A 14,147-nucleotide genomic window follows, 5' to 3' on the forward strand; every position below is an offset into this window, starting at 1 on the left:
CCCCAACCCCGCCCCCTGACGCAAGCCGCGTTCCAAACCCTCCTGGGACAAGCTACCCCCTGGGTTGGCGGCGCGATCGGCCTTTTCTGCGGGGGCTTCTTCTGGAGTATTGGCGGCATAGGGGAAGTTTTTCGCTTTGCGCCGTTGGATTGGATGGCCGGCGATCGCGCCCTACTCTGGGGATTCGGACTCGTCGGCGTGGGGGCGGGGATTTTCCTACGGAGCCAAACCAAGTTCCCCGACTACCGTGCCAACACCCTACCGACCACAGGGCATCTCAGCCGTCTCTGGCAAAACTGGCAAGCGGCCCCAATGGACAGTCATCCGGCCCGACTACAAGGCATTCTGATCGGACGATCGGGGGCAGGCAATAGCCTCGGTCAGGAAATCCTGTTGTACACCCCGGAAGGGGTTGTGAAACTCCACCTCACGGCGGCGATCGGTGTCATTGGGAACTGGCTTCCGGCCCGCCGTCGTCTCCTGGCCTCAGGCTACCGTCAAGCTGTGACCGTGCAGGGCTGGCTCCACCGGGGGGCTTCGGTCTGGATGGACGTGGATCTTCTGCGTCTGCCCCAGGGCAAAACCCTCCAAAGCTATCCCACGATCGCCGCCACCCTCTGGGTGCTACTCTTGCTCCTCTGGGGTACCGTCACGATCGCACGCGGCCAAGGCTAAATACCCCAGTCTCCAGTCTCCCCCAGCGATCGCCCGATCACGCATTCCACGTGGGATAGCCGTCTCGGCTGTCGCAAGGGCAAGCCGGATACCCCATTGGACTGCTTGAGAGGGTGCGATCACCTGAGCCTAACGGCAATCTGTCTCTCCTCGTAGCCCCCCCAATGACAACCCCGTTGCCGTTACCTTGGAGAGGTGTTACATTTCTTAACAAGACCTCATGGGAGGACTTGTCTGCTATTCGCCCACCATCAGGAGCGGCTCCGTTGCCCCAAAATACGCAAGTACTACTGGAATCGGGGGACCTGTGGGCAATACTGGCTAAATCAGTAGGGGTCACAAGTTACTTTTATCGCTAAACCAGATCAGGAAGAGCAGCAATCTGTTACAGTGATTAACTGGGTTAGATGCTTGCAAGGTGAGAAGTAGTCGATTGCGGCCATCTCCTAGCCTGTTGGTGGCTGGTCGATGGGTTCTAGGCGCAGGACCGTTATCCACAAAGTTTTTTTCGATACCTGGAACGTGATAATGTTAGAGACGGGCAGATATTTGTTGACAGATCGGTATGCTTTGCAAGTCGCCTGTCCGCAGGCTTTCAAGCCGCAATCTGGCAACCCAAAATGTGTGCCTGGCGTTCCCCGTTCAGCCCTATCCACTCCTAAGTTTGATACCCTTGCTGCCGTGCGATTTTTGACAGATTTACATCGATTTACTTCAATAGAACGATTTGATTTGTGCTATGGGAAAACGTTGCGTGTGGCAATGGCTGGGGCTGACCCAATGGAGATGCGATATGGCAATGGCATCGTCTAGCGATCACACACTGTTCACTTGCATGGACTTCAAAACTCGGAGGTATCTGTAACATGTCAGTCCGTCTCTACATTGGCAATCTGCCCAAGGAATTGGAACGTCAGGAATTAGAAGCGGTCTTTGCCGAGAGCGAAGCCGTTTCCACCAAGGTGATCACCGATCGCAAGACGGGGAAATGCCGGGGCTTTGGCTTTGTCACCGTGAAAACGGATGAAGAGGCTGATCAGTTGATTGAGAAATTCAATGGCCACCTGATCCACGAGAACCCGATCAAGATCGAAAAGGCCCTCCCCCGTGCCACCAAGGCTAAGGGTGATGGCCCCGAAATCGCACCACCGGTTGCCAATGGCGGCAGTGCGGGGGGCGGCGGCAATAGTAACCGTCGTAGCAAGGGTAAATCCTCCCGCCGGGGGGGCACATCCGGGGGATCGAGCCAGGATACGGGGGTAGCGCAACCCGATCCTCGCTGGGCACAGGAGTTGGAAAAGCTCAAGGAATTGTTGGCAGCCCAAACCGCTAATTCCTAAAAGTGTAGCGACCTCAACTTGGGGGCGGCTCAATGCCCAGTCGATCGCCGTCTCAGCGTGGGATAGCTATCTCGGCTGCCACTGACGAGTATCCTAAACAGAGAAGCTTCACACCGTTCGTAGTCACGACTTTAGTTGTTGCCGTCTAAAGCCTGCCCTACAAACTGCTCGTAGTCACCGTTTGTAGTCACGACTTTAGTCGTTGCCGTCTAAAGCCTGCCCTACCAACGTTGCAGCACTTACGTGGCAGACAGGGTGCCACCCCACTGGTTTCTTCAGGAATCTGGCGATCGCCGGATACAGGTTAACCGGGTTTGACGGCTAGGAGTGAATACTTGGAACCCACACACGCCACAATTCTGGTCACGGGGGGAGCCGGGTATATTGGCTCCCATGCAGTCTTGGCCCTGAAGCAGTCAGGGTACGAGGTGATTGTCCTTGATAACCTGGTCTACGGTCACCGGGAATTGGTGGAGTCAGTCCTTCAGGTGGAACTGTTCGTCGGTGACACCAACGATCGCGCCCTGTTGGATGATTTATTTTCCCGTCGGTCGATCGCGGCGGTGTTGCACTTTGCCGCCTATGCCTATGTGGGCGAGTCAGTTCTCGATCCGGCCAAGTATTACCGCAACAATGTGGCGGGCACGTTGACCCTCTTGGAGGCGATGCACACGGCGCGGATTCCGGCCCTAGTGTTCTCGTCTACCTGTGCCACCTATGGCGAACCGACAATCCTGCCGATCCCGGAAGACCATCCCCAAGCGCCGATCAATCCCTACGGGCGATCGAAGTGGATGGTGGAGCAAATTCTGAATGATTTTGAACGCGCCTACGGGTTGCGATCGGTTCAGTTTCGCTACTTCAATGCGGCGGGGGCTGATCCAGCGGGTCGTCTGGGGGAAGATCACAACCCAGAAACCCATTTGATTCCATTACTGCTGTTAACGGCACTGGGGCAGTGTGAGTCGGTTTCTCTTTTCGGGACCGACTACCCCACGGCGGATGGGACCTGTATTCGTGACTATATCCATGTGACGGACCTGGCAATGGCCCATGTTCTGGGGTTGGAATACCTGCTCAACGGCGGCGAAACCACGATCGTTAACTTAGGTAATGGGAGTGGCTTTTCGGTACGAGAAGTCATTGAGATGGCCCGTCTGGTCACTCAACGCCCAATTACCGTGATTGAGTCAGCCCGTCGTCCGGGTGATCCACCCGTGTTGGTGGGCAGTAGTGACAAGGCACGGCAACTCTTGGGTTGGCAACCCCAGTATGGTGATCTGCAAACGATTATTGAACATGCGTGGCAGTGGCATCAAAAACGCCATGCCTAAGGGGCGACTAAGGTAAACAGGGAGTGCTAGGCTAGTCTCGTTTACTGACATGTTGGTCTTAGGTGACAGGTGTTTTCAAAGACAGGGACAACTGAAGGCAGCGCCGTCTTGGGGATTGCACCGCGATTGCTTGACCGTCACTCATCGTCACAGGGAGACTGCCTTGGCTAACGAAGTTGACACCTCGCTGCCCCCCGTTTCTCGTCGAGAACTGCGTGACTTGGTGCGTAAGCAGTTACTGATGCTGCTGGAGCAGGAAAATTTGCAAGGTGCTAAAGCCCTGCTGATTCCGGTGCAACCTGCCGATATTGCCGACGCGATCGAAGGACTACCGGAAGCCCAACAGGCGATCGCCTTTCGTCTCCTGCCCAAGGATGAGGCAGCGGAAGTGTATGAATACCTCGACTCCAGTGTGCAACAAATCCTGATTGAGGATTTTAAGCGGCAGGATGTGCTGAACGTGGTTGAGCGCATGTCCCCCGACGATCGTGCCCGGTTGTTTGATGAGCTACCCGCTAAAGTCGTCCGACGACTGCTCGAACAACTTAGCCCAGCAGAAAGACAGGCCACGGCCTTGCTCTTGGGCTACGAACCGGATACGGCAGGGCGGATTATGACGCCCAAATATATCCAACTGAAGGAGAATTTCGCGGTTAGCCGTGCCTTAGAACGCATTCGCGATTTGGCCGATACCACCGAGACGATTTATTACCTGTACGTGACCGATGCCAATCGCCGCCTGACGGGTATTCTCTCGTTGCGTGATCTGGTGATGGCCCAACCCCATCAAACCGTGGGCGAAATCATGACCCGCGATGTCGTCTTTGTCAACACAGACACGGACCAGGAAGAGGTGGCCCAACTGATCCAGCGCTACGATTTCCTGGCGGTGCCAGTCGTCGATCGCGAACAGCGCTTAGTGGGGATTGTCACGGTTGATGATGTGCTCGATATTTTGGAGCAGGAGGTTACGGAGGATATTTACACCCTCGGTGGTGTCCAGTCGGGGGGGGATGATTACTTTCAGACCAACTTACTTACCGTAGCCCGTCGGCGAGTGGTGTGGCTATTGGTCCTGTTGTTCACAAATACCCTGACCTCTGCTGTGATTCGTTCCCAAAACGATATTTTGGCCCAAGTGGTGACGCTAGCGGCCTTTATTCCCCTCTTGATTGGGACCGGGGGCAATGTGGGTGCCCAGTCCTCCACCGTGGTCATCCGTGGCATTAATACCGACAAGTTACGGTTGCAGGCAGCCTTTGGCATTGTCCAACGTGAGGCGATCGCTGGGATGTTGTTGGGCCTCATGCTGGGGGCGATTGTCACCGTCTGGGCCTATGTTCTCCAGGGCAGCCTTTTGGTGGCGATCGCTGTGGGTATCAGCCTGTGGGCCATTTCAATCCTCGCCTCAATTTCCGGGGCCGCACTACCCTTCCTGTTTCAAGCGCTCGGCTTTGACCCGGCCTTGATGTCAGCCCCCTTTATCACCACCGCCGTCGATGTCTTGGGCGTTTTTATCTATTTCTCCGTGGCCCGCTTCATGCTACAACACTGGCAGGTCTAACCGAATTATTACCCTGGGGGAGATGCCTAGTCGTTATCCCAGGTCATATCGCCAATCAGGTCGATAATGGGGTCCCGCAGAAGATAATCATTGTCTTCCAATTCGCATTCGACGCAAATCCACTCCCGACCAGGAATATATTGGCAGAGGGTGTAAATCGGTTGATGGGGACTCAAGGAACCGCATTCCACGAGGTGGCGGGCTTCTTCCTTCAAAACATCAATCGAGTACCGACTAGAGCGTTGGGTTAATTGCAACATAACATCCCCCTATGGCTACTTTCCCCGATCGTCACGATCCAGAATCGCTGGGGTACTGCGGTTCCATTCCAATTGTAGGGGATGTCATCGGGATGGCTGATGAAGAAGTGTTGCCATCGGCCCCCTCAGGCGGAGGGAATGGGATCGACCACGGCGGTCTCCCGCTCAACGACGCCATTGGTCTGCCCCACGCCATTGGGGGGGGGCGGGGACTGCTGCGCCTCCTGAAGGGGTTTACGGCTTCGCACCAGCCGGATGGCCCGACTGACACTTTCCGGTAGGATCACCACGAGACTGCCGGACCGGGCTAGCTTGTCCAGGGCGTATTCGATCGCTTCCGTTTCGTCCAGAATCACCTCATGGGGAAAGTCGGGGTGCTGCTCTAGCAAACCCGCCCGGATGAGGGTGGCCACTGCTCCCCGCTCCCGACCACGGGTGTCGTCATCTTCCTTGATAATGACGCGATCGAACATGGTTGCCGAGAGTTGGCCCAATTCGATAAAGTCCTGATCGCGGCGATCACCGGGGGCGCCAATCACCCCAATGCGTTCGCCCTCTCTCCAGTTGCGCACAAATCCCCCTAGCGCTTCATAGCTGGCGGGATTATGGGCATAGTCGATCAGGGTATGGTAGTTACCCATGTCAAACAGGTTCATCCGGCCCGGTGTTTGTTGGGCAGTGGACTGGAAGGTGGCCAGGGCTGTACGAATTTCCTCAATCCGGACCCCTTGGGCAAAGGCAGCTAAACTGGCCGCTAGCGCGTTGGCAATTTGGAAGGGTGCCCGTCCGCCCATCGTCAGGGGCACATTCACCCCCTGTTCAATGCGCAGGGTCCAATCGCCTTTGAGGATCGATAGGTACCCATTTTCATACACCGCCGCCAGTCCCCCCCGTTGGGTGTGGGAGCGAATGAGGGGATTATCTGGATTGAGGGAGAAGTAGGCCACCTGCGCCCGTACCCGATTGGCCATTTCCGCCACCAGGGGATCATCGGCATTCAGGACCGCATAGCCGTTAGGCAGGGCGGCTTCAGCCACCACACTTTTTACCCGGGCCATGTCTTCGATCGTGTCGATATCACCCAACCCCAAATGGTCCGCTGCGACATTCAGGACGACCCCAACATCACAGGCCGAAAAGCCGAGACCCGATCGTAGAATTCCCCCGCGTGCCGACTCCAGCACCGCGATTTCCACTGTCGGGTCCTGAAGAATCAACTGGGCACTTTGGGGACCGGTGTTGTCCCCCGGTTCGACGAGATACTCACCGATATAGGTGCCGTCCGTGGTCGTATACCCCACGACCCGACCCGTTTGCTTCATGATATGGGCCAGCAAGCGTGTGGTTGTGGTTTTCCCATTGGTGCCCGTTACCGCCAAAATGGGCACGCGGCTGGGGGCACCCGGTGGGTAGAGCAGATCCATCACCGGTTCGGCCACGTTGCGGGGAATGCCTTCGCTGGGGCAGAGGTGCATCCGGAAGCCTGGGGCCGCGTTCACTTCGACAATGACGCCATTGACCTCGCGTAGGGGACGGGTGATATCGGGGGTGACAATATCAATGCCGGCAATATCCAGGCCAATGATCTTGGCTACCCGTTGCGCTAGCCAAATATTTTCAGGATGAATGTCATCGGTGCGATCGATGGCAATCCCGCCCGTACTCAAGTTTGCCGTTGCCTTGAGATAGCAAATCGCGCCCTTGGGGGGGACACTCTCCAGGCTGTAACCCTGGTTGGCCAGCAGTTGTTCACTGGCTTCATCTACGCTAATTCGGGTTAACACGTTGTCATGGCCACTCCCCCGGCGCGGGTCGCGGTTGGTTTGTTCAACCAGTTCACTGATGGTTGATTGGCCATCGCCAACCACATGGGCGGGCACCCGTTCGGCAACGGCGACGACTTTACCATTGATCACCAGCACCCGATGATCCCGGCCTGCGTAGTAGCGCTCAATGATGACAGCACGGGTTTTGGCATTGGCGCTGGCCAGGTCATAGGCTGCCTCCGCCGCTTCCAAGGAGTTGACGTTAATGGTAATCCCTCGGCCATGATTACCATCGAGGGGTTTGACAACGATCGGGAAGCCCCCCACATCCCGCACGGCGCTTTCCAGTTCGTCGTAGTACTGGATCACGGTCCCCTTGGGCACCGGCACCCCCGCATCCCGCAGGATGGCCTTGGTTCCCTCCTTATCACAGGCCAGTTCTACCCCTAAAATGCCCGTCTGATCGGTTTGGGTTGCCTGAATCCGGCGTTGATAGACCCCCTGGCCAAATTGAATCATGGCGCGGGTATTGAGTCGCAGCCAGGGGATGCCCCGATGTTCTGCCTCGGCAATGATGGCTTCTGTGCTAGGTCCTAGGGCCGCATCTGCCCAAATTTCGCGCAGATCGTATAAATCCTGCTCCAATTCCTCGGCGGGATATTGCCCTGTTTCAACGATACTTTGGCAAAGACGCACGGCTGCTCGCGCCGCATAGCGTCCCGCTTGTTCATCTAAATATTCAAAAACCACCTGATAGGTGCCGGGGGTGGAGGTTTCCCGTGTCCGCCCGAAACCCGTTGGCATCCCCGCTAGGGTTTGGAGTTCTAGGGCCACGTGCTCGATAATGTGCCCCATCATGGTGCCTTCCTGAACCCGACTGAGGAAGCCGCCCCGATGGCCGGGGGAGCAGAAGTGCTCCATCAAACTGGGTAGGGCTTGGGTCAAGCCCTGGTAAAAGCCCGGTATTTTATTTGAGGGGCGATCGGCGAGTTCCTCTAAGTCGAGTCGCATTAGGACCAGTTTTTGGCGACGAATACTCCAGTAGTTGGGACCCCGTAAGGTTTGGATTTTCAGGATTTTCATAGCAGCGCAGCGTGACTCAGGACGGGCGAAGGTGGGTAGGCGTGTCCATTGTTTAGTCTCAGGGTGCCGGAAGCCAAAGAACTGTTCACTAGGAACACTTTGTTGGTTCTGGAACTAGACAGTAGGGGATGGGTGCGGACGGTTAGCGTGAAAAGCAGGGTGGGCAATACGGGGCAAGACAACTCATCACTCCACGCAGGTAAGGAAGGTTGCCATTGGATCGCCGTCCCTAATCTAGCGTAGCCCAGGGGGGAATTAGGCCGATGGCATTAATTGTCGCTGATCTAGGTGGTAACGATCGCCATGTCCGAGCAAATGGAGGCGACAATTGTGGACACTAATGGGATCGGTGGCCCCGATGAAGGCTTGGTTGGTATGGGAGAGTTCGGTGGCATCGACGATCGTCACCACCCCATTGCCCATTGCCTGGAGGGAACGATCGGTTTCGACAATGATGCAGGTATCTTCATCAATGCCAATCCCCAGACAGTCGGGATGCATGGCGATGGCGCTGATCAGGCGGGCCATGCGGTTGCGGTTGTGGAAATGCTGATCCACGATCGCCTTGGGTAGAAAGCCAAACCCGGTGGCCATATCCACGAGGGCACGGTTGGGGGATTTGCCACTGCCCCCCCCGGCGATCATGTGGTACCCCATGACGGCGGCCCCGGCACTGGTCCCGGCCAGGGTAATCTCGTGGCGCTGCACCCGGGCGTGGACCAGTTCCATAATGGGGGTGTCGGCGAGGATGGCACACAGGCGCAGTTGATCGCCGCCGGTCATAAATACGCCGGTACAGTCTTGGAGGCAGGCTTGCCAGAGGGGATCAACGGCTTGCTCCCGTTCGCGCACGTCGAGAATCTGAATCGCCTTGGCCCCCATGTCTTCAAACAGTTCCCGGTAGCGAGCGCCAATGAGGGCAGGTTCCCGTGAAGCGGAGGGAATAATGGCGATCCGTGCCTCAGGGCCGCCCGATCGCTCTAGAAAGGTATGCAGAATTTCCCGCCCGTGGACTTTGTCCTCGGCACCACCAATCACAATGATGGCAGGTTGAGTCGAATGAGGCATCTTTCACATCGCGAGGGTGTGTACTGGCTGGGGGGGGTGCCCCCGTGGGTCAATTAACTTTGATATTTATAAACATACCGTTCTGATGGCGGTTTCTTCTAGCGGCGGGTGAGAACATTCCCCTGGTTCCGACACTGGGTGGCTAGGCGGTCCGTTAGGATGTCTGCATCCGTAGTAGGAAGACGCTAAAGCATGCAGGGGGTTGTCGTGAGTTAACACGCTCTGATCGCCCTCAGGGGGCTGAAGCCCGACCATAAGGGGCATGGTAAGCTGGGGGCAAGGGGCTGCTGGGGACCCCCTGGAATCCTAGATGCCTGCTGCGATCGGGCCTGCGTGTGAGTCAGCTTTATGGGCTAGATCAGGTTGATGCGTTACCGCCTACTTGGGTGGGCGAGAGTGTGCTGCACCTAAACCGATTGCGGCAGCAGGGGTATGCGGTGGTGCCGGGGGTGGTGGTACCGGCTCCCTGGTTGCAGACGTTCTTGGAAACGATCGCGTGGTCGGAACCCATCCTGGCGAATTTGCCCTACTCGCGTCTGCGGGTGATGGTGGATGATGCGCTTCAGTTAGCCACGATCACTCAGCAATTGCAAGATAGCCTCCGCCAGACTCCTTTACCGGTAGCTTGGCAGACCCAGTTGGCACGGGCGATCGACCCTCTGGAGGCGGAAACCCTGATCCTGCGGCCTTATCCCACACTGGCGCGGGGGAATCTGCCGGAGGTGGCGGCGCTGCTGGGGGTGGAGGTCTGTCCAGCCGAGCCAGTGGCTTTGGCGATGGCCCTGAAACAGGTCTGGGCGTCTTTGTTTGCGGCGACGAGCCTCTTTTGCTGGCAACGGTTAGGGGTGGAATTGCCCCAAATCCACTTGGCGGTGCTCATTCAGCCCGTATGGCCCGCGATCGCAACGGGGACGGTGCAATTGCAGAAGACCCAGACTGTGGTGGAGGCCAGTTGGGGGTTGGGGCTGGCCCAACGGTGGGGCATGGCTGAGCCAGAGCGTTATTGCCTCCCCCCGGCCTTGGACACCCCGCACCCACTACAAGCGGGCTATCAGGAGTTTGCCTATCAGGTGCAGTCCGGTTTGGCTGACCCGTCGGGAACGCTGGCTTGGCAGGGGGAATGTCTACCCCAGTTGGCAAGATCGGGGATACAAGCCTATTTACTCAGTGAGGCGGTGCGCGGGCAATCAGCCCTGACGGCAGCAGTGTGGGCGGCTCTGAGGCCGTTGATCGCCCAACTGCGGGAGGGGTCATCGCTAGCCACGGCACTACCGGCGGCTTGGCAGGGGGAGTACCAGGTGGAATGGCATCTATACCAACGGGCTACGGCTCCCCCCCAGATTTACCTCACTGATATTACTGCCCTAACACCAGCCCAACCAGCGCTCTCCCTCAGTAGCCCAGCCCCGACCCCGATCGCAGACCCGATCGCTGCTCCCACACCAGACCCAACGCCAGAGCCATCGATCGCGCTGACGGTGGCCGCTACCCCCCTCCTCCAATTAGCGGCAACCGCCTGTCAGAATGTGCCGCCGTTGCTGCGGGGGGTGGCGGCGGCGGCGGGCCAAGTAGTAGCACCGGCCTATGTGGCGTCTGAGTTACCAGCGGATTTAACTCCGTTGCCGACGGGGCATATCCTGGTGACGACGGCGGTGTTGCCCAGTTGGGTTACCTACCTTCGCCACTGCCGGGGGGTGATTGCGGAGCAGGGCGGGATGACTTCCCACGGGGCGATCGTGGCGCGGGAGTTGGGGATTCCGGCGATCGTGGGTGCGCCGATGGCTACGCAGCAAATTCAAACGGGTGACTGGCTCTGGCTGGATGGTCAGCGGGGGAGGGTGTATCGAATTCCGGCTAGCGACTACCCCCAATTGGCGGCCCAGCAGGCCCTTGCGGCTAACTTACCGTCCCCTGGGGACGATCGCACTGCGGCGATCGCGCCGACATCGCCGTTGGGGTTTTCCCCGGAGGCAACCCTGGCAACGCGTTTGTTAGTCAACCTGAGTCAGACCAGTACGTTATCGCAACTGGCGGCGCTGCCGATCGCGGGGGTGGGGTTGCTGCGATCGGAGTTAATGATGGTTGAGGTTTTGGAACACCAGCATCCCCAGTTTTGGTTGCAGCAGGGACGACAAACGGTCTTGATTGAACGGTTAAGCCATGCGATTGAACCGTTTGCTGCGGCTGTCTACCCACGTCCGGTGTGGTATCGATCGCTGGATTTGCGCAGTCATGAATTTGCGGCGCTCCAGGGTGCCCCGGTGCGGCCTGTGGAGGCGAATCCGATGCTGGGGGTGCGGGGGGCAGCGGCCTATTGGTTTGATTCGACGCTGTTTGATCTGGAGTTGGCGGCGTTGGCGGCGGTACAACGGGCGGGTTACTCGAATCTACATTTATTGCTGCCCTTTGTGCGCACGGTGGAGGAGTTTCAATTCTGTCGCCAGCGGGTGGAGCAGTCAGGGTTGGATTTGGAGGCTTTGCAACTGTGGTTGATGGCGGAGGTGCCGTCGGTGTTGCTGTTGCTGCCGGACTATGTGGCGGCGGGGGTGCAGGGTCTTTCGATTGGGACCAATGACCTGACGCAATTGCTGCTGGGGATCGATCGCGATCATCCCCAGTTGAGTAGCTACCTGGACGATCGCCATCCGGCGGTGGTGCGGGCGATCGGGCAGTTGATTGAACAATGCCGAGGGTTAGGGATTCCTTGTTCGATCTGTGGGCAGGCACCGAGTCGGGACTTGGCGCTCATTGAACAGTTGGTCCAGTGGGGGATTGACTCGATTTCGGTGGAGGTGGAGGCGGTGCCGATCGTGTATCAGGCGATCGCGGAGGCGGAGCAACGCCTATTGTTGAAGACGGCCCGTCGCCCGTTAGCAGCCCCGGATACGCTGGGTTAATATTCGACTCAACTCGCTGCTCCGGATACTAAATCTATAATGGGCGGTCCTTGAAGCTAGTAGCTCGAAAAGTGAATTCTGCAACGTTCGTAGTGCTGGCTTTAGCCTGCAATGACTAAAGTCGTTACTACCAACGTTGCGACACTTTATGTTTGCTGTACTAGTTTTTCAGGATTGAACAAATTTGTTGAGTTCGCTTACTAATAAATGGACCATTGTAGATGGATTGTCTTGGCTAGGGACATGAGGATTATATTGTTCGAGTAAAGTAGTGGCATTTCTGATCGCAATAGGTTGTTTATCCAATAGTTCATCGTAGATTGTCTCACTATTTTTCTGATATCGGTGATGAAGGAGGTGATTTAGCTTCTGGATATAATCGCTTCGCGGAATTCCAGTATTAAGAAATTCAAAATGCAGGACATACCATAGTTCAAAAGCTTCGTTAGAGTAAGCCACCTTCAATCCTAGCTTGGTAGCATTTTGGATGGCATTATTGAAATCTTCTGGGGTCCAAGAGTCACGATCGAAGACACACCATACTTGATCGTATTCTTCTTGTTCTTGAATCTGCTTAGCTCTGTTGACTAATTTACTGGGATTGCTGCCAACTCCTTGAATATCTATCTCAACAACATTTCGAGGAACGCGAAAACCCCTAAAGTAGTTGGGTTCTGTTTTTGTACCTTCACATACAACAAAAATCTTTGTCTAACCTCCCTAATATCAACTTTTCTTGGGGAGTATCCACGGGTGTTTGCTTTCTTTTTAGACATGGATATTGATTAGATTGCTTAAATCGCCAATATAAGGAATTGCGCCGTATTTGCCCTGGATATAGTCATTTTCAAAGGAGGCATCATTACGCACTTTATATTCTGCTAGGGAGTAAAGATCGGTTGCTCCATAGCGATTTTTTTCGGCAAACCAAATTTGATCCCTACGAAAAAGTCGGTTACTCAGTAGGTTAGTATCATGGGTCATGAATATTAATTGAGCATTATTGGGATTCATCGTATTTGAATTAAATAGTTCTACAATTGCTCGACTGAGCAAAGGATGAATCCTAGCGTCAAACTCATCAATTATTAAAACTTTAGCATCTTTCAATGTGTCAACAAGTGGTCCCGCTAGGGCAAAAACTTTTTGAGTTCCTTCCGATTCTTGATCATCAAGATCAAATAATTCTGTGGCTATGACCTGTCCTGTCTCATCAAATCTCCGATGTATCGTTTGTATTGAGGCTATCTTACCTCCTCCACTCTTCAAAATCAAGTTTTTAATTTCATCGGGAAGTTCACTCGGAAAAAGATCCATCGTGAGTTCACTTTCTTCGACCTTGACATCACCAAATCCCAAATCTAATTTTCTAAGCAATTGCAGAATTTCACGATTATTTCTGTCATTAATTAAACAACTGAGTGTGTAGCCTCGATAGCCTCTATCATCTAATCCAGAAACAATTTTTACTTTATTAGTAAACCATTCTAAAATGTTTTCTGCAATCTCGACATTAAATTGAGCAGATACCGACAAAAATAACGCATTTCGTCTGGTTTTTTGTTGAATGCCATCGGCTTTATAGGTTTTAGATATGCTGAAATTATTCAATTTTCGTTCAAAAAGCTTGGTTTCCCTAAATCTAGGGATGTAAAACAACCATTCTGACAAAACTTCATCACAAGTTGCAGTAAATCCATATCTATATTGTTTTTTATCTATTAAAAAGGCAATTTCAAAAAAAGTTGGCTTAGTGTCAGTTTCCGTGCTCAGCTTAAATCTTTCAACTCTAATTTTTTCAGTGCTTTGAGTTTCTTTAGATGAGTTGATTATAAACCATTTCATGAAGCTTAAAGCTTTGACAAAATTACTTTTGCCACTAGAATTTGCACCATAGATGGCAGCACTTTTAAGTAGCTTTAGATCATGATCTATAGCAAAAACATTATTTTCATCAAGACTTTTGTCTTTAGACACAAGATTGGCTGCCACCATGCTAAATGTGACTGGCTCCTTGAATGACCTGTAATTACCAACCCTAAATTCAATCAGCATGGCTTAGCTATTGGGCTTAATGCCAGTATTTGTGAAAAAGACACAGATATCTACCTTAAGGATAACAGTCGTTGGCTGAATATGTTACAGGATAAGATTGTCTTA

The 14,147-nt window shown here is 54.6% G+C and carries 9 protein-coding genes and 1 pseudogene; 5 read left to right on the top strand and 5 right to left on the bottom strand.

From position 1 onward, the window contains the following. The 4 genes and pseudogenes from ACWIUF_RS17025 to mgtE form a co-directional block, all read left to right on the top strand. A pseudogene (locus ACWIUF_RS17025) lies at positions 1–675 on the top strand (hypothetical protein); the annotation flags it as partial. Between the two features lie 866 nt (positions 676–1,541). Then, positions 1,542–2,015, top strand: coding sequence for an RNA recognition motif domain-containing protein (locus tag ACWIUF_RS17030; RefSeq protein WP_448573717.1), 474 nt, complete (start codon positions 1,542–1,544; stop codon positions 2,013–2,015). A 335-nt stretch (positions 2,016–2,350) separates the two neighbouring features. After that, the gene (gene galE / locus ACWIUF_RS17035) at positions 2,351–3,349 is read left to right on the top strand and encodes a UDP-glucose 4-epimerase GalE (protein ID WP_448573718.1); all 999 of its coding nucleotides are present in this window, start codon (positions 2,351–2,353) and stop codon (positions 3,347–3,349) included. 163 nt (positions 3,350–3,512) lie between these two features. Next, the gene (gene mgtE / locus ACWIUF_RS17040; RefSeq protein WP_448573719.1) at positions 3,513–4,913 is read left to right on the top strand and encodes a magnesium transporter; all 1,401 of its coding nucleotides are present in this window, start codon (positions 3,513–3,515) and stop codon (positions 4,911–4,913) included. Positions 4,914–4,939: 26 nt separating this feature from the next. On the opposite strand, the gene ACWIUF_RS17045 is transcribed toward mgtE, so the two are convergent. From ACWIUF_RS17045 to ACWIUF_RS17055, 3 genes are all read right to left on the bottom strand, one after another. Continuing rightward, complete coding sequence (locus tag ACWIUF_RS17045; protein WP_448573720.1) at positions 4,940–5,173, bottom strand: DUF4327 family protein; 234 nt, start codon at positions 5,171–5,173, stop codon at positions 4,940–4,942. Between the two features lie 125 nt (positions 5,174–5,298). Beyond that, a complete protein-coding gene (cphA, locus tag ACWIUF_RS17050; RefSeq protein ID WP_448573721.1) occupies positions 5,299–8,022 on the bottom strand; it encodes a cyanophycin synthetase in 2,724 nt (907 codons plus the stop codon). A 255-nt stretch (positions 8,023–8,277) separates the two neighbouring features. Beyond that, positions 8,278–9,090, bottom strand: a complete 813-nt coding sequence (locus ACWIUF_RS17055) for a cyanophycinase (RefSeq protein ID WP_448573722.1) — start codon at positions 9,088–9,090, stop codon at positions 8,278–8,280. Positions 9,091–9,425: 335 nt separating this feature from the next. Here ACWIUF_RS17055 and ACWIUF_RS17060 point away from each other — a divergent pair, with 335 nt between their 5' ends. Then, positions 9,426–11,987: a putative PEP-binding protein gene (locus ACWIUF_RS17060; RefSeq protein WP_448573723.1), complete on the top strand. Its 2,562-nt coding sequence runs from the start codon at positions 9,426–9,428 to the stop codon at positions 11,985–11,987. Between the two features lie 168 nt (positions 11,988–12,155). Here the strand turns inward: ACWIUF_RS17060 and ACWIUF_RS17065 are convergent, their stop codons facing one another. Both ACWIUF_RS17065 and ACWIUF_RS17070 read right to left on the bottom strand, forming a co-directional pair. Continuing rightward, on the bottom strand, positions 12,156–12,692 hold the full coding sequence (locus ACWIUF_RS17065) for an RloB family protein (RefSeq protein WP_448573748.1): 537 nt from the start codon (positions 12,690–12,692) through the stop codon (positions 12,156–12,158). A gap of 63 nt (positions 12,693–12,755) precedes the next feature. Continuing rightward, positions 12,756–14,042 carry an AAA family ATPase gene (locus ACWIUF_RS17070; protein ID WP_448573724.1) on the bottom strand — a complete coding sequence of 429 codons (1,287 nt, stop codon included), beginning with the start codon at positions 14,040–14,042 and terminating at the stop codon, positions 12,756–12,758. Positions 14,043–14,147: the final 105 nt, after the last annotated feature.

The organism is Trichothermofontia sp. (assembly GCF_053493415.1).

Bases quoted from the DNA above. Each gene is read 5' to 3' on its own strand.
- ACWIUF_RS17030 (WP_448573717.1), top strand. From the start codon at position 1,542: ATGTCAGTCCGTCTCTACATTGGCAATCTGCCCAAGGAATTGGAACGT.
- ACWIUF_RS17045 (WP_448573720.1), bottom strand. From the start codon at position 5,173: ATGTTGCAATTAACCCAACGCTCTAGTCGGTACTCGATTGATGTTTTG.
- cphA (WP_448573721.1), bottom strand. From the start codon at position 8,022: ATGAAAATCCTGAAAATCCAAACCTTACGGGGTCCCAACTACTGGAGT.
- ACWIUF_RS17055 (WP_448573722.1), bottom strand. From the start codon at position 9,090: ATGCCTCATTCGACTCAACCTGCCATCATTGTGATTGGTGGTGCCGAG.
- ACWIUF_RS17070 (WP_448573724.1), bottom strand. From the start codon at position 14,042: ATGCTGATTGAATTTAGGGTTGGTAATTACAGGTCATTCAAGGAGCCA.